Source organism: Frankia sp. RB5 (genome assembly GCF_059816245.1).
The window spans coordinates 12,937-27,970 of record NZ_JCBATA010000088.1 but is presented as its reverse complement, the minus strand read 5'-3'; the positions used below and the strand labels follow the sequence as shown (position 1 = coordinate 27,970).

The following is a 15,034-nucleotide window of genomic DNA, read 5'->3' as shown; positions in this document are numbered from 1 at the left end:
TCGGCGGGCAGCGCGGCGAGCGCGCCGGCCGACCTGCCGCCCGCGCGCCTCGCCGGCCTGCTCGACGCGCTGGGCGCCACCAGCCCGGCGGCCCGTCTGCTCCTCGCCGACCTGCGCGCCCGGCTCGGCGAGCACGACGCCGCGCGGGCGCTGCTCGACCGGCTCGAGGCCGACGACCCGCGCTCCTGGCGGGTGGCCTGGCAGCGCGGCGTGCTGCAGCTCGCCACCGGGGAGGCGGCCGCGGCGGTCCGCTCCTTCGAGCGGGTCTACGACGAGGTGCCCGGGGAGATCGCGCCGAAGCTGGCGCTCGGGTGCGCCGCCGAGGCGGCCGGCGACGCGACCGGCGCGGCGCGGTACTACCAGCTGGTCGCCGACGCCGACCCGGGCCTCACCGGGGCGGCGTTCGCGCTGGCCCGGGTCCGCGCCGCCGACGGGGACCGCGACGGCGCGGCCGCGGCGCTGCGGCGGGTTGCCCCGTCGTCGCCGAGGGGTGTCGAGGCGCGGGTGCTGCTGGTGCGGGTGCTCGGCACCGACGGGCCGGCGGCGCCGGATCTCGCGGGCCTCACCGCCGCGTCGGCGGTGCTCGCCGAGCTGGAGGCCGACGCGGTCCTCGACCCGGCGGCGCGCGCGGCGCTGGCCAGGGATCTGCTCGCCGGGGCGCTGGCGCTGGTCACCGCCGGGTCGGCGGCCGAGGACCCGGCGGTGACGGTCGCGGGAGTGCCGCTGCGGCCCGCGGCGCTGCGCGGCGGCCTGGAACGCGCCTACCGGACGCTGGCCCGCCACGCGGCGACACCCCAGGATCGCCACGCCCTGGTCGACCTCGCCAACGGCGTCCGCCCCCGGACGCTGTTCTAGCCGGCCGCTGTCCAGCCAGCCACCCGTTATCATGGTCCCTTCCCGGCCCGGGGCCCCGCGCGCCGCTCGCGAGGGCGCCCGGTCCGTCCTGCGAGCAGGGCTCGACGAGGCGAGGCAGCGGCGATGGCGGATCCGAGCGCCCGGATGCTGCGGTTGCTGTCGCCGCTGCTCGACGACGAGGAGGCCGTCGCCCTCGGCGGCCGCTGGTATCTGCTGGCCTTCGACGCCGACCGGGACGACTGGCGCACCTTCCGGGTCGGCCGGGCGGGTCGCCCGCACGGTCGGCGGATGGGGCACCGTCGAGGAGGTCGACGCCGGATCGTGCCGGCTGCGGATGGAGGCGGATTCGCTCGCCTGGGCGGCGATGTTGCTCACCCTCGTCGGCGCACCGTTCCGTGTCCTCGATCCGCCGCAGCTCACAGGGGTGATCGGCGAGCTGGGCGCGTTGTTCACCCCGGCCGCCGACGGGGGTCATCCGCCGGACTTGTCTGGCATGCTGGACGCCGCGGAAGGGCAGGAGGCCGGTCAGCGTGAACGGACACGGCTCAGCTGAGGCCGACGGCCCGGCGGAGGCAGTCAGCGCGCCAGGCCCGGGCGCCGCGGGCCCGGTGGAGGGCGCGGCGTTGCGGGTGGACGGACGTCGCGGCGGCATCGACCAGGTGCGCAGGGTGGCGACCCGGCTGCTCGCCGGCAGCCGGTGGGAGTCGCTGACCGACGACGTGCGGCTCGTGCTGAGCGAGCTCGCGACCAACGCGCTGCTGCACGGCGCGCCGCCGGTGGAGGTACGGGTGCTCACCGGCGGCGCGGCGCTGCGCGTCGAGGTGGGCGATGCGAGCCATGTCCCGCCGGTGCGCCCGCCCGCGGGCGGGGACGGTCTGACCGGGCGGGGCATGGCGCTGGTGGCGGCGGCGGCCAGCCGCTGGGGCGTCGAGCCGGCGCCCGGCGGCAAGGTCGTCTGGGCGGAGTTCGGCCCGGTGGAGGGCGGCGAGGACGGCCCCGGTGACGCCGGGGCGGGTGACGCCGGCGCGGCCGGGATCAGGGGTGCGGCGGTGCCGGGACAGGCCGGCGGGCTGCCGATCCGCGGTGTGATGGCACAGACGCAGCCGGTGGGGGCGCCCCGGTCGTCACCGGGTCACCTCGTCCGTCTCGGGGACGTGCCGACCGACCTGCTGCTGGCCGCGAAGAACCACGTCGACGGGCTGGTGCGGGAGTTCGCGCTGGTCGCGGCGGGTGCGGCGGCGGGTGTGGCGACGGCGGTGCCCGAGCGGCTCGCCGAACTGCTCACGACCGTGACCAGCAAGTTCACCGGGCCACGGCAGGCGATCAAGCGTCAGGCGCTGGCGGCGGCGGCCGCGGGCCGGCCGCGCACGCCGCTGGAGCTGGTGCTGCCGGCCAGCGCCGCGACCGACGCCGAGCAGTACCTGGCCGCGCTGGAGGAGATCGAGACCTACGCCCGTGCGGCGCGGCTGCTGACCGTCGAGTCGCCGCCCCAGCATGTGGCGTTCCGCCGCTGGTACATCGGGGCGCTCATCGAGCAGCTGCGCGCGGCCGAGCGCGGCGAGGGCCCGGTGCGCACCCGCAGTCTCGAGCAGTACCTGCTGGACACCCTCGGCGCGGTCGTCGCCGCCCAGCGCACCGCGCAGCGGGCGGCGCGGCTGCAGCGGGTCACCGCGGCGCTGGCCCAGGCGACCACCGCCGAGCAGGTCGCCGCCGCCGCCGTGCGCGAGGGCACGGCGGTGCTCGGCGCGTCCGGCGGGGTGCTGCTGGTGCCGCGCGGCGCGGGCCGCCTGGACGTGCCCGGCTCGGTCGGCTACGGCGAGAGCATGATCGCGACGTTGCGGGCGGAGCGGCTCACCGACCGGCTGCCGGCGACGGACGCGCTGCGCACCGGGGAGCCGGTGTGGCTGGAGTCGCGCCGCGACCGGGACGTCCGCTATCCCGACCTCGCCGAGCTGGAGCCGACGGCGGCGGCGCTGTGCGTGCTGCCCCTGTTCGCCGGGGAGCGCACCCTCGGCGCGCTGCGGTTCTCCTTCGACCACTCGCGGCTGTTCGACGACGACGAGCGTGCGTTCGTGCAGGCCCTGGCGACCCAGACGGGGCTGGCGCTGGAGCGGGCCCGGCTGTTCGCGGTCGAGCGGGCCGCGCGGGAGCGCACCACCCTGTTCGCCGCCGCCACCGACCTGTTCACCTCCACCCTGCAGACCTCGCGGATCCTGGAACACCTCGTCGGCCTGCTCGTTCCCTGGCACGCGGCGCGGGCCGCGGCCTGCCAGGTCGACGACGAGGGCGGCGTGCGGGTGGTCGCGGTCGCCGACCGGACGGACCTCTCCCTCGGCGGCACGGATCCCGCCGACGCCGACCCGGCTCGCACCGTGCCCGACCGCGGCGGGATGACGCGGGCGCTGCGCACCGGCCGGGTGACCAGTTCGCCGGACGGGACGCGCCTGGCGCTGCCGCTGGTGCTGGGCGGGCGGCCGGTCGCCGCCGTCGGTCTGGTCGCCGCGGCGGGGCGCGGCTACGAGGAGGACGATCACCGGGTCGTCGCCGAACTCGTCGACCGGGCGACGGTGGCGATCGGCAACGCCCGCCTCTACGAGCAGGAGCGGCGCACCGCGGTCACCCTGCAGCGCAGCCTGCTGCCGCAGCGGCTGCCGGAGCTGCCCGGCCTGGACTTCGCCTGGCGGTACCTGCCCGGCAGCGCCGGCGCGCTCGTCGGCGGCGACTGGTATGACGTGCTGCCCCTCGACGACGGCCGGGTGGCGCTGGTCATCGGGGACGTGATGGGCCATGGCATCCACGCGGCGGCGACGATGGGCCAGCTGCGGGCCGCCGTGCGGGTGCACGCCCTCGCGCGGGCGAGCCCGGCGGAGACCCTCACCCAGCTTGACGCCGCCACCACCCGCCTGGAGCAGGGCCGGATCGCCACCGCGGCGCTGGCCGTGCTCGACCCGGCCAGCGGGCGTCTCGTCGTCGCCTCGGCCGGGCATCTGCCGCCGCTGCTGGTCCCGCCGGACGGGCCCGCCCGCTACCTGCCCGTGGATCCCGGCCCGCCGCTGGGCACCGGGCTGCCCGACTACGCCGAGACCGAGCACCACGTCGACCCCGACAGCACCCTGCTGCTGTTCACCGACGGGCTGGTCGAGGACCGGCATCGGCCCGTCGACGTGGGGATGGAACTGCTGCGGTCCGCCGCGGTCGGGTCGGGGCACGAGAACCCCGACGACCTGTGCGACCAGGCGCTGCAGGCGCTCGGCCGGTCCATCGAGCACGACGACGACACCGCCCTGCTGGCCGTGCGCATCGGCGGCGCGGGCCCGGACGGCCGGCCCGCGCCGCGCAGCGATCCGCCGCGGGCCTGACAGCACGCCGGCGTCAGGCTATCCTGACAGTCATGCGAGGCAGTGGCGACGGTTCCTGGCAGGAGGCGCGGCGGGCCTTCGAGCGACTGGAGGCCGCGCGGTCCCGGCAGGACGCCGAGGCGGCGCTCACGGCGCTGTCCGACGTCGGCCTGCTGCGCCGGCTGCTCGACCAGGCCGAGCTCGACGCGGTGCGCGCCGCCCGGCGCGGCCGGCGGTCCTGGACGGAGATCGCCGTCCGGCTCGGCGTCACCCGCCAGTCGGCCTGGGAACGCTGGCGCGACCTGGACGAGCTCGAGTCCGGCGGCAAGGCGGCGGCCGCGTCCGACGCCGAGGCGGCCGCGTCGCTGGAGCCCGCCGGGCTCGACCTGCTGCCCGCCGACATCGTCGGCCGGGCCGCGAAGATGCTGCGCCGCCGCTCGTCGGTCGTCGTCCCCGACGTGGTCGGCATGTCCTGGGAGGCGGCGGTGGCCCGGCTCGTCGAGGTCGGTCTGGTCGGCGTCCAGCCGGACGCCGCCGACCTGCCGCCCGACATCGTCCCCCCGCGCGGCGTCGTCACCGACCAGAGCCCCGAGTCCGGCGCCCGGGTGCCGGCGGGATCGATGGTGACGCTGTGGCTGAACCGCGGCGGCGGCTCGGCGGGCGTGCGGGAGCCGCGCCGGCCCGGCCCGTCTCCGCGCTCGGCCCGGGCGATGCGCCCCGAGCCCGCCCCCACCGACGAGGCCGTCGGCTGAGCGGACCGGGCCAGCTGAGCTCGCGGGCTCCCCGAGCGGACCGGGCCGCCGGGCCGATGAGGCTGGATGCGGCCGCGCGGACCGCCACCGGCGGGGAGCCGGCCCTGCCACGCGACGCGGCTCCCCGCAGGCCGCGCGTCAGCGGACGGTCAGGTTGACCACGAGAGGCTGGCCGCCCCCGGGCCGGTAGAAGGGAAACGTGGTGCTCGCGTAGGTGCGCCTGCCGGCGATGTCGCAGCGCACCGTGGCGGTGGCCGTGCCCGGCAGGGTCGGGTTCCCGAAGGTCACGGCGAACGTTCCGCCTGGCCGCACGGTCGCGCCGTGCGACTCACCACCGCCGGTGATCAACAGCGATTCAGCCGATCCCACCACACAGCGGACACCTCCCGTGACGGTCAGCGGATTGTTGATGGTCGCCGCACCCGCCGGAACCGCCGACAGAACTGCCAGTGAGGCGCCCATTCCCGCCGTGAGAACAGCCTTCCAAAGATTCGACATTCCGTGCACGACACACCTCCAGCTCCTGCATTTGTCCAGGGGCGGCGGTCGATATACCCAAGGCCTTTCGGCCAAAACCCGACCCGCCCTGGCGACACATATCGCCCGACTTTCCCGCCACAACGAGACAGGCACCTGCCCCTGACGCTGACACGTGTCCGTCGAAGCGGGAGAAACGGCGGTCGCGGCGACCCGCCGGGCAGGACGGTGACCGCCTGCCCGGCGGGGCTGGTCGCGGATTCGACGCGGGTGCGGAGGTCAGCGGGCGGTCGGCCTACCTGTCCGATCGCTCCCTCGGGCGCGTCCCGGGTGCCTCCGCGGCGCGGTGGTGGCCTCGGGCCATGGCGGCGGGCCGTCGCCACCATCGCGTGCCCGGCGGGCGAGCGCGCGGGCGCGGGACTGGGCGAGGCGGCCGGACACCCGGTAGCCGCCGGCCATCGCGCCAATGATCACGATGGTCTCCGCCGTCCCCCAGATCCAGGTGGAGGTGCTGGCCGTCTTCGGGCCGAGAAAGGCGGACTGGGCGGCGACGGTGCTGGTCGCGTGCTGGGCGGCGTCGGCGGCGAAGGCCTGGTTGCGCGCGGAGCCGTGCAGGAACGGGGCGACGAACAGCACCGTCAGGCCAAACAGCAGCTCGACGGCGACGACGGCGGGGAACTCGCGGGCGATGATCGTGCGCAGCGGCCGGCTGTCGCCCGCGGCGCGCAGCGCGTCGATCCGCGGGTGCAGCCAGAACTGGTTGACCATGCCGAGCAGCAGCAGCGCCCCGAAGAGGAGGATCTTCACGCCGAGCACCCGGCCGTACATGGTGGACAGCAGCTGCGACGGCCCGTCGACGTGCTCCCAGTACAGGAACAGTCCGGACAGCGCGATCGCGGCCACGCAGCTCATCGCCACCGCGGAGAAACGCCGGATGGTCGCCGACCAGAACGCCGCCTGGTCACCGGCCCCGTTCCCGGCGCGGTGACGAGGCCGCTCGAGGGCCTCGCCGCCGGCCGCGGCGCCGCCCACCGAGGGGCCGCAGGCGGCGACGCCGCCGGTCACGACGCCGCCGGGCAGGGCGAGCAGTACCAGCCCGGCGAGGCCCCCGATCCAGATCGACCCACCGAACAGGTGCAGCATCCACATCACCGTCTCGACGATGGTGCGGCCCCCGTCGTCGGGCACGGCGACAGGGAACTTCGTCGTGCCAAGCGCCACCGCGCCGGACAGCAGACCGGCGCCCAGCAGCGGGCCCCGCGCCCGGCCGGCGGCGACGCGGCGCAGCGCGAGCGGCGCGACGAGCAACGCGCCGACCAGGCTCAGCGTGACCTGCAGCCCCAGCAGGCGCCCGGCGTTGCTGCCGTCGTAGAGCGCGTTCCAGGCGGCGGAGTAGTCGAAGCCCCCGGTCGCGGACGCCTGGTGGGCGACGTCGGAGAGCACCGCCGGTACCGCGAGCACGCCGAGCGGGGCGGCGACGCGGGCCAGCCGTGCCGTCGCCGTCGCGTCACCGCCGAACCGCCGCGCGACCGGGGCCGCGACGAGCAGGGCGAACGCGGTCAGCCCGACGAGCCCCATCAGCGTGACCCAGGTGGTCCAGGCCATCGCCGTGTCCTGGAACGGCCCCAGCGGGGTCGACGGCGCCGGCGCCGCCACGATCTCGTGCCCGCGCGGCAACGCCACGTTCCCACCCCACCCTGAGTCAGTAAGCCGACAGAAGAGTGGCCCAGGGTAGCCCCACGGGACGTGATCAAATCAAAGCGACAAACCTCACCACTTAATGCTTGAACCGATGGCCCTTCCGCTCCGTGCAGGAGGGGTTGGGGAGCAGCGTCCGATGGATTCCGCGTCCCAAGCCCGCTGTTCCGGAAAGGCGGTCAGGCGAACCTGTGCGCCGGTTCATGAATGCGCGGGAACCGCGGTTTCGCCGCCGGTTCAGCCCTTGCGGGCGACGGTACCGTAGACGCTGACCTGGGCGTCCGTGGGGCTGGCGGCCGCGCCGGGGCCGTCGCCGTCCGGGCGCCAGCGGTGGACGACCTGCAGGCCCGGTTCGACCAGATCGAGGCCGTCGAGAGCCACCATCGAGGCCGGCGTGCCGCCGGTCCCGGCCGCCGATTCTTCTCTGGATGTCCTGGGGGACACAAAAAATGTCTCCGGGGACCTCTCACCTCGTTCTGCGCATGTGTGGGAAGCGGGAACCCGGCACGGCCACGGCCGGTCAGACCGGGGGTGCCTCGCCGAGAGGCGAGGCGGCATACGTGATGAGCGCTATCGATCATCGCGGTGCAACGGTCAGGATGCTACGGGGAGCAGTTCGGCGAGGAGTTGTTCGATACGGCTGCGGATGTCGTCGCGGATGGGGCGGACGGCGTGGATGCCCTGGCCGGCGGGGTCGTCGAGTTTCCAGTCCTCGTAGCGCTTGCCGGGGAAGATCGGGCAGGCGTCGCCGCAGCCCATGATGATGACGACGTCGGAGGCTTCGACGGCGTCGACGGTGAGGATCTTCGGGGTCTGGTCGGTGATGTCGATGCCTACTTCGGCCATGGCGGCGACGGCGGTGGGGTTGATGTGGCCTGCGGGGGCGGAGCCGGCGGAGCGGACCTCGACGCGGTCGCCGGCGAGGTAGGTGAGCCAGCCGGCGGCCATCTGGGAGCGGCCGGCGTTGTGGACGCAGACGAACAGCACGGACGGTTTCGTGGCCATGGAAGCGTGATCCTTCTGTGGGAGGGTGCTCTGGGCGGGGTGTAGGCGAGATCGAGGTCGTTGACGGCGTCGAGGGTCATGTGGTGGTGGATCGCGGTGGCGTCGACGCGTTTGGCGATCTCGCTGCCGCGGCGGCCGACGAGTTGGGCGCCGGGTCCACCCCGGTCAAGGCGTCCAGCCGGGCGGGGGATGCGGGATCGGTCATGACACACCTCGGGATGCAGGCGACTGCGCGCCGTTCACGGTCGCCGCCGGGTCGGCATGGGGCAGCACGATCTGCGCGGCCTGCGCGCGGGCCGCAGCGGTGGGTGGGTAGAACAGTCGGACCAGCCCGTAGCCGACCGCACCGCCGACCATCTGGACGGCGACGAACGCGGGTGCGGAGGCGGGGGCGATGCCGGCGAAGCTGTCGGAGAACATCCGTCCGACGGTGATCGCCGGATTCGCGAAACTCGTCGAGCTGGTGAACCAGTACGCCGCCCCGATGTAGGCGCCGACCGCGGCCGGGGCCCGTTCGGCACGGTCAGACCGGGCCAGCGCGAAGATCAGCAGGACGAGTCCGGCGGTCGCGACGACCTCGGCGAGCAGGTGTGCTCCGGACGCGCGGTGGTGCGTCGCGATCGACACCGCCGACCGGTCGAACATCAGGTTCGCCAGCACCGCCCCCGCGACACAGCCGGCGACCTGGGCGGGCAGGTAGGCGGCGGCGTCGCGCCACGACAGACCACCGAACACGGCGTCGACGAGGCTGACGACCGGATTGAAGTGCGCCCCGGACACCGGGCCGACCATGAGGATGATGGCGAACAGGCCCGCGGCGGTCGCCGCGGCGTTCTCCACCAGCTGCAACCCGACCTGGCCGGGGCTGAGCTGGACCGCGGCGATGCCCGACCCGATGACCAGGGCGGCGAGCAGCATGCTGCCCACCGCCTCGGCGGCCAGCCGCCGCGCCAACGCCGGCCGGTCACCCGGCTCGATGTCCGCCACGGGGTTCAGCGGACGCCGGCGGGCGCCGGTCCGATGGCGACCTCGACGGTGTCGGCTGTGGTGTCGGCGACGGTGTCGACGGTGGCCGGGCCGCAGTCCACCCCCGGTCCGCAGGCGCAGGCCGACCCCGGCCCGCCGCCCGGCCCGACCATCCGCAGTGTCGGCACCGACCCGTCGACGACGTCGGAGAGCACCGTGTAGACCTCCCACGGCGCACCATCCGGGTCGTCGACCCAGACCTTGTCCTGCACCGCGTAGCAGCAGGCGGTGTTCTCCTCGACCGCCGTCTCCAGGCCGGCCCCGGCCAGCCGGGTCGTGGCGGCGGTGACCTCGTCGGTGGTCTCGACCTCGACGCCGAGATGGTTCAACGCTCCCGCGACCCCGCTGCCACGGGCGTCCGGGTTCTCGATCAGCACCAGCTTCAACGGCGGCACGTCGACCGCGAAGTTCGCGTACCCCGGCCGCCGCTTCGCCGGCCCGACCCCGAACAGCTTCGAGTAGAACTCCACCGCCGCGTCCACATCGGACACGTTCAACGCCAACTGCACCCGCGCCATCACGATCACCTCACACATCGACAGTCGTCTATGTCGATACGGAGGATGCCCACTGACATAGACCGCTGTCAATCCCTCGTGGCATGCTGGACCTCATGGCCACGACCACGATGCCGCTCCCGGCAACCGCGACGCCCTCCGCGGACCGGACGGACGACGCCACGGGCGATCTGATCGGCGCGATCGGCGCCTGCTGCACCCCGCTGGCCGCGGCACCCCTGTCCGCACCTGAAGCCGAGCAGCTCGCGGCCGTGCTCAAGGCCATCGCCGTCCCCGCCCGGCTCCGACTCCTGTCGATGATCTATGGCCGCGACGGTGGCGAAGCCTGCGTCTGCGAACTCACCGAACCCCTCGGCCTCACCCAACCCACCGTCAGCCACCACCTCAAGGTTCTCGTCGACGCCGGCCTGATCAGCCGCGACAAACGCGGCGTCTGGGCCTACTACCGGCCCGTCCCCGGCGCCCTCGCCGCCCTCGGCGCCCTTTTCAACCCCACGCCGAACGCCGGCGACACGCCGCACCAGGACTGCGCGCACTGCTGACCGGCCGCTCGGCTTGGCCACACAGAGTCCGCTCTGGGTCGATGCCGGACGGTCCTCCAGGCCTTCTTTGTCGCGCGTCAACGATCTGATCGTGACCCGGGTGATCGGCGCCGCGACTGCGTCGCAGTGGCGTGCCCGTCTGATGCGCTGCGTGCCGGGAGGGATACCGTTACCTCTATTGGCCAGAAGGTCCGTTGATGGGAGGACATGCCGTGGTGGAGGCGGGCACCCAGGGTCCGGGCGGCTTCGACGCGGACGTCACCCGGCAGGCGAGCCGCGCCTACCAGTCCCAGGGCATCGCCGGGCAGCTACGCACCCGCGAGGAGATCGCCCGCTACTTCGACGGCCTCGACCTGGTCGACCCCGGCATCCAGGCGCTGCACCGCTGGCGACCCGACGACGACGCGATCGGCGACATCACCGACGGACAGGTCAGCAGCTACGCCGCGATCGGCCGAGTCAGGTAAACATCCACGGTGATGCCCGCCGCGCCCACTGCGCCGCGCACCGCGTCAGCGGTGGGCTCGGCCGGTGGCGTCGGCGGCGCGGATCGCGTCGAGGATCATGTCGGGGGTGAGGGGGAACGGCTCGTGGTGGGCGGTCTCGCCGTCGGCGAGGGTGCGCCGGGCGACGCGTTCCAGAGTGGCCGGGTCGGCGTCGGGCAGGCCGATGGCGGCGAGGGTGGTGGGCAGGCCGACGGCGGCGCAGAAGTCGAGCGCCGCGCTCAGCTCGCTGTCGGGGCGGCCCTCGACGACGAGTTGGACGAGCAGACCGAAGGCGACCTTCTCGCCGTGCAGGAAGCGATGCGTCCCCGCGGCGACGGTCAGCCCGTTGTGGACCGAATGCGCGACGGCGAGACCACCCGATTCGAATCCGAGGCCGGACAGCAGCGTGTTCGCCTCGACGACCCGCTCCAGCGCGGGCGTGACCGACCTCGTTGACACCGCGCGCACCGCGGCGGGCCCGTCGGCGAGCAGAAGGTCGAGGCAGAGCCGGGCCAGCGCCCCGGCGGTCTCGGTCGGCGCGCCGTGCAGCTGGTTGGGCGCCCGCGCCTCGCGGACCGTGCGGGCCTCGTACCAGGTGGCGAGCGCGTCGCCCATGCCGGCGACGAGCAGGCGCACCGGCGCGTGCGCCACCGCTTCGGTGTCGACGAGCACGAGGTCGGGGTTGCGGCGGTAGAACAGGTACCGCTCGAACGCACCGTCGTCGGCGTAGACGACGGACAGCGCGCTGCACGGCGCGTCACTCGACGCCGTCGTCGGGCAGGTCACGACCGGCACGTCGAGGGCGGCCGCGGCGGCCCGCGCGGTGTCGAGCACCTTTCCGCCGCCCGCCCCGACGATCACCCGACTCCCCTGCCCACGCGCGGCGGCGACGACGCGGTCGATCTCCCGCGCGCTGCACTCCCCGCCGAACGTCAGTACGCCGAACGCGATCCCGGCCGTCGTGAGGCCCGACTCCCAGGCGCGTTCCAGCAGGCGGCGCGGCGCCGGACTGGTCACGATCAGCGCCGGGCCGTCGAGCCCCAGCCGGCTCATCTGCGCGCCGAGCTCCGCCGTGGCGCCCCGCCCCTGCACGTACCGCCCGGGCGCGCCGAAGACCGCCAACACCCGATCACCGTAACGCGCGTCGGCGCCCCATGGCGATCCTCGTCACCGCGCGACACGCGACGATCGCCGACATCGACTCGGTCCCCGAAGGGGGGCGATGCTCTAGAAGAGGTAGACGTATGAACCCAAATATGCGTAGGGTGTGGCGCTCCGAGAGCCATGTCACATATGGGGGTTCCACATGAACCGGTTACGACGCGTCACCGTGGGTGGGATCGCTGTCTGTGCCGCAGCTGTCGCCATGACCGCCTGCGGCAGCAGCGGATCGGGGGGTACGACGGCCAAACCGAAGGACGCGATCGTCCTCACCGTGATCATTCCCACCGTCTCCAAGCCCCCGACCCTCCCGTACGTCACCTCCGCGGTGAAGGCGGCCGCAGCGGCTGTCAACGCCAAGGGCGGGATCAGCGGCAAGCAGATCGAGATCAAGGTCTGCAACGAGAACAACAACCCGAACGACGCGACCAAGTGCGCGCGCCAGGCGGTGAGCGACCACTCGGTCGCCGTGGTCGGATCGTTCTCCACCTCGGGCAGCCAGGTCACGTCGATCCTGGCCAAGGCGGAAATTCCGCTGGTCGGCTTCGGCGCCATCACACCGGGTGACTACGCCTGCGCCACGTGCTACAACTTCGACGCCGGGAGCACGCTGGCCTTCGCGGGCCTGCCGGGCGCGCTGCGCTCCCAGGGCGCCAAGACGGTGACCACGGTCACCCTCGACCTCGCCTCCGCCGCGGCGAACGTCTCCGCCGTGGAGCACGCGGCCCAGTCCGCCGGCCTGCAGACCACCTCCGCGGTGAAGGTGGGTCTGACCTCGACCGACCTGGCTCCCGCCGTCCAGGCCGTGGAGCAGTCCAAGGCTGACGCGGCCGTGTCGGTCGTGCCCGCCGAGCTGACCGCCGCCTTCCTCAAGGCAGCCGCCCAGGCCAAGGCGCCGTTCACCGTCGGGGCCGTCGACGGGCAGATCAACTCCGTGCTCTCGCAGATCCGCGGCACGCAGGACGACCACCTGCTGGTCGTCAGCGCCTACCCGCCCATCGACGCGGTCGCCACCTACCCGGGCCTCGCCCAGTTCACCACCGAGCTGCAGGCGCAGGCGAAGACCGGCGACAAGGACGCCGCCACCCGCGACTCCTCCAGCGTGCGGGCCTGGCTGGCCGTGCACGTCGTGGCCCAGGTCGCCGCCGGCATCACCGGGGACATCACCTCGACGTCGCTGAACGACGCGCTCAAGACCGCCAAGGACATCGACCTGTACGGCATCCTGCCGAAGTGGACCCCGTCCGCGAAGGGACATGTTCCCGGCTTCGACCGGGTCAGCAACGCCCGTGTCTTCTTCATGCGGCTCAACGACGGCAAGTTCAGCGCCGCGAAGCCGATCGCCGGCATCGACCTCAACAGCGGAAAGCCGTTCTGACCCGTAAGGAACGCTGACGCCCGCCACGTCACCGACGGCCGGGCGGGGGGCTGATCGCCCTCCGCCCGGCCGCTCGTCATATCCCAGGAGCCCTGCCCCGCAGAAACGTCGCCCCTCAGGACTTCGCGACGCGGGGGACCTTCGCCGCCGAGCCGCGACGCAGCAACTGGTCCGCCGTCTCCGGCAGGATATCGACAAGATCAGCGGGAATCCCCAGTCTGCTCGACAACGACGCCGTCAGCCGCCGACACAGATCCGCCAGATCAACCTCGCCACTGTCCTCAAATCCCACCCGCACCCGCAACCGCTCGACCTCACGCTGCGGCCGGATGATCTGGAACAGACCGGTCTCCGTCTCCTCCTCCTGCTCGACGATCGACCACACCTCGTGCGGCAGGACCGCACGACCCGCCACCACCGTCTCATCCCCCGCACGCCCCAGGACCCACATCCGCGGCGAGGTCCGCCCACACCCACAGGTCTCCCGCGTCAGACGCACAAGATCATCGGTACGGTACCGGATCAACGGATAGACGTCGTTGTCCAGCGCGGTCACCACCAGCTCACCGACCTCCCCGTCCGCCACCGCCCGCCCGTCGGCGTCGAGCACCTCCACCAACGTCTCATCCCAGTTCAGGTGATAGCCGTCGTGCTCCCCGCACTCCCACGCCAGACCCGTGTCACCCGCACTCGTGTACACCCACAGCTTCAGACCCCACTCCGAGGTCAGTTTCTCCCGCATCCGCGCGCCCAACGGCTCCCCGGCGAAACCAACACCGACGAAGGAACTCATCAGCTCCCGCATATCCACACCACGGTGCGCCAACCGCTCCAACTCGACCAGATGCGGACTCATCAACTGCGCATAGGTCGGACGATAGCGGCGGATCACCTCCGCCACCTCATCCCAGTTCCCCATCCACGTGTCCACCAGAAGCGGCACCGCACCCAGGGCGCGAAAGCCGTCCTCCAGATAACCGCGTAATCCGGCGGGGTTGCACAGCACCGTGTCCCCGGGGCGCACCCCCAGTTCCCACAGCGACCGCAGGTAGCACGCCGTGAGCGGCGAGCAGACCTGACCGGGCCACTGCTCCACGAAGAACGTCGGATCGCCCGTCGTCCCCGAACTCGCCGTCACCGTCGTGACGTCGGACGGATCGACCGTCAGCAGGCCACCGAAACCGTCACCGGTCCGGTCCCGCCACGCACGGATCGCATCCTTGCTCATGAACGGCACCCGGGTCTCGAAGTCCTCCCACGAGGCGATGTCACCAGGCGAGATCCCCGCGGCACCGAAGGACTCCCGATAGAACGCCGACCGCTCCTGCGCCAGGCGCGAGAGCTCGACGGCCCGCCGCAGCTGCACCTCGCGAATCCGCTCTGCCGACGCGGTCTCCCTCTCCGGCTCCAGCAGCGGGCTTCCCGGCGACGACTCCACGGGCGAGGAACTGACAGCAGTCACGGCGTGTGACCCCCTTGGAGGTGTGTGGCGTGCGACCCGGAGGATGCCAGGCACGAGTTTTCCAGACGATGCCGCCTCGAGCGCGCCCTGGCGAACCGGGGCAAGGCCGTCGGATCAGCCGGTGCGCAGCAGAGCCGCCAGGTCGACCTTGCGGATCTTGCCCATCGCGGTCCGCGGGAACTGTTCGAGGACACGCCATCGCCGAGGCACCTTGAACGATGCCAGGTACGCGCGGGCGAAGGCTTCGAGCTCCTCCTCGTCGATCGTCCGCCCCGGGGCCGGCTGCGCCGGCGACCGGCGACGCATGGCGACAAAAATGACTCCGTGTGATCATGAA

The 15,034-nt window shown here is 73.4% G+C and carries 16 protein-coding genes and 1 pseudogene; 8 read left to right on the top strand and 9 right to left on the bottom strand.

The window, feature by feature from the left end; genetic code table 11:
• The 5 genes and pseudogenes from AC6EXY_RS30665 to AC6EXY_RS30645 all read left to right on the top strand — a co-directional run.
• Positions 1-855: tetratricopeptide repeat protein (locus AC6EXY_RS30665; RefSeq protein ID WP_499842442.1), on the top strand; the 855-nt coding region annotated here is incomplete at its 5' end.
• Between the two features lie 123 nt (positions 856-978).
• Positions 979-1,083, top strand: a pseudogene (locus AC6EXY_RS30660) (hypothetical protein); the annotation flags it as partial.
• Complete coding sequence (locus AC6EXY_RS30655; protein ID WP_480014576.1) at positions 1,064-1,408, top strand: WCX domain-containing protein; 345 nt, start codon at positions 1,064-1,066, stop codon at positions 1,406-1,408. The pseudogene AC6EXY_RS30660 and the gene AC6EXY_RS30655, both read left to right, overlap by 20 nt.
• Positions 1,386-4,214, top strand: coding sequence for a SpoIIE family protein phosphatase (locus tag AC6EXY_RS30650; RefSeq protein WP_243407724.1), 2,829 nt, complete (start codon positions 1,386-1,388; stop codon positions 4,212-4,214). The genes AC6EXY_RS30655 and AC6EXY_RS30650 overlap by 23 nt, the downstream gene beginning before the upstream one ends.
• Before the next feature lie 32 nt (positions 4,215-4,246).
• Complete coding sequence (locus AC6EXY_RS30645) at positions 4,247-4,945, top strand: PASTA domain-containing protein (protein WP_207770384.1); 699 nt, start codon at positions 4,247-4,249, stop codon at positions 4,943-4,945.
• Positions 4,946-5,083: 138 nt separating this feature from the next.
• Here the strand turns inward: AC6EXY_RS30645 and AC6EXY_RS30640 are convergent, their stop codons facing one another.
• The 6 genes from AC6EXY_RS30640 to AC6EXY_RS30615 form a co-directional block, all read right to left on the bottom strand.
• On the bottom strand, positions 5,084-5,314 hold the full coding sequence (locus AC6EXY_RS30640) for a hypothetical protein (RefSeq protein WP_499817368.1): 231 nt from the start codon (positions 5,312-5,314) through the stop codon (positions 5,084-5,086).
• Between the two features lie 387 nt (positions 5,315-5,701).
• On the bottom strand, positions 5,702-7,105 hold the full coding sequence (locus AC6EXY_RS30635) for a CopD family protein (protein WP_499817367.1): 1,404 nt from the start codon (positions 7,103-7,105) through the stop codon (positions 5,702-5,704).
• A 252-nt stretch (positions 7,106-7,357) separates the two neighbouring features.
• Complete coding sequence (locus AC6EXY_RS30630) at positions 7,358-7,504, bottom strand: SAM-dependent methyltransferase (RefSeq protein WP_423748107.1); 147 nt, start codon at positions 7,502-7,504, stop codon at positions 7,358-7,360.
• Between the two features lie 210 nt (positions 7,505-7,714).
• Positions 7,715-8,125 carry an arsenate reductase ArsC gene (locus tag AC6EXY_RS30625; protein WP_101832827.1) on the bottom strand — a complete coding sequence of 137 codons (411 nt, stop codon included), beginning with the start codon at positions 8,123-8,125 and terminating at the stop codon, positions 7,715-7,717.
• Positions 8,126-8,326: 201 nt separating this feature from the next.
• Complete coding sequence (locus AC6EXY_RS30620) at positions 8,327-9,043, bottom strand: aquaporin (protein ID WP_423748108.1); 717 nt, start codon at positions 9,041-9,043, stop codon at positions 8,327-8,329.
• A 74-nt stretch (positions 9,044-9,117) separates the two neighbouring features.
• A complete protein-coding gene (locus AC6EXY_RS30615) occupies positions 9,118-9,669 on the bottom strand; it encodes an ArsI/CadI family heavy metal resistance metalloenzyme (protein ID WP_101832858.1) in 552 nt (183 codons plus the stop codon).
• A gap of 95 nt (positions 9,670-9,764) precedes the next feature.
• On the opposite strand from AC6EXY_RS30615, the gene AC6EXY_RS30610 reads away from it, so the two are divergent.
• Together AC6EXY_RS30610 and AC6EXY_RS30605 are read left to right on the top strand one after the other, a co-directional pair.
• Positions 9,765-10,211 (top strand): ArsR/SmtB family transcription factor, encoded by a 447-nt coding sequence (locus tag AC6EXY_RS30610; RefSeq protein WP_101832859.1) that lies wholly within the window; start codon positions 9,765-9,767, stop codon positions 10,209-10,211.
• 197 nt (positions 10,212-10,408) lie between these two features.
• Positions 10,409-10,678 carry an SAM-dependent methyltransferase gene (locus tag AC6EXY_RS30605; protein ID WP_101832829.1) on the top strand — a complete coding sequence of 90 codons (270 nt, stop codon included), beginning with the start codon at positions 10,409-10,411 and terminating at the stop codon, positions 10,676-10,678.
• A 45-nt stretch (positions 10,679-10,723) separates the two neighbouring features.
• Here AC6EXY_RS30605 and AC6EXY_RS30600 read toward each other — a convergent pair whose 3' ends face one another.
• Positions 10,724-11,821, bottom strand: a complete 1,098-nt coding sequence (locus AC6EXY_RS30600; RefSeq protein ID WP_101832830.1) for a glycerol dehydrogenase — start codon at positions 11,819-11,821, stop codon at positions 10,724-10,726.
• A gap of 241 nt (positions 11,822-12,062) precedes the next feature.
• Between AC6EXY_RS30600 and AC6EXY_RS30595 the strand changes: the two genes are divergently transcribed.
• The gene (locus tag AC6EXY_RS30595; protein WP_499817366.1) at positions 12,063-13,235 is read left to right on the top strand and encodes an ABC transporter substrate-binding protein; all 1,173 of its coding nucleotides are present in this window, start codon (positions 12,063-12,065) and stop codon (positions 13,233-13,235) included.
• A gap of 115 nt (positions 13,236-13,350) precedes the next feature.
• Here the strand turns inward: AC6EXY_RS30595 and AC6EXY_RS30590 are convergent, their stop codons facing one another.
• Both AC6EXY_RS30590 and AC6EXY_RS30585 read right to left on the bottom strand, forming a co-directional pair.
• Positions 13,351-14,697, bottom strand: coding sequence for a phenylacetate--CoA ligase family protein (locus AC6EXY_RS30590; RefSeq protein WP_499817365.1), 1,347 nt, complete (start codon positions 14,695-14,697; stop codon positions 13,351-13,353).
• A gap of 114 nt (positions 14,698-14,811) precedes the next feature.
• Positions 14,812-15,003, bottom strand: coding sequence for a hypothetical protein (locus AC6EXY_RS30585; RefSeq protein ID WP_101832833.1), 192 nt, complete (start codon positions 15,001-15,003; stop codon positions 14,812-14,814).
• Positions 15,004-15,034: the final 31 nt, after the last annotated feature.

Excerpts from the sequence above, each read along its gene's own strand:
- AC6EXY_RS30645 (WP_207770384.1), top strand. The coding sequence starts at position 4,247 with ATGCGAGGCAGTGGCGACGGTTCCTGGCAGGAGGCGCGGCGGGCCTTC.
- AC6EXY_RS30630 (WP_423748107.1), bottom strand. The coding sequence starts at position 7,504 with ATGGTGGCTCTCGACGGCCTCGATCTGGTCGAACCGGGCCTGCAGGTC.
- AC6EXY_RS30625 (WP_101832827.1), bottom strand. The coding sequence starts at position 8,125 with ATGGCCACGAAACCGTCCGTGCTGTTCGTCTGCGTCCACAACGCCGGC.
- AC6EXY_RS30620 (WP_423748108.1), bottom strand. The coding sequence starts at position 9,043 with ATGCTGCTCGCCGCCCTGGTCATCGGGTCGGGCATCGCCGCGGTCCAG.
- AC6EXY_RS30615 (WP_101832858.1), bottom strand. The coding sequence starts at position 9,669 with ATGGCGCGGGTGCAGTTGGCGTTGAACGTGTCCGATGTGGACGCGGCG.
- AC6EXY_RS30610 (WP_101832859.1), top strand. The coding sequence starts at position 9,765 with ATGGCCACGACCACGATGCCGCTCCCGGCAACCGCGACGCCCTCCGCG.
- AC6EXY_RS30605 (WP_101832829.1), top strand. The coding sequence starts at position 10,409 with ATGGGAGGACATGCCGTGGTGGAGGCGGGCACCCAGGGTCCGGGCGGC.
- AC6EXY_RS30595 (WP_499817366.1), top strand. The coding sequence starts at position 12,063 with ATGACCGCCTGCGGCAGCAGCGGATCGGGGGGTACGACGGCCAAACCG.
- AC6EXY_RS30585 (WP_101832833.1), bottom strand. The coding sequence starts at position 15,003 with ATGCGTCGCCGGTCGCCGGCGCAGCCGGCCCCGGGGCGGACGATCGAC.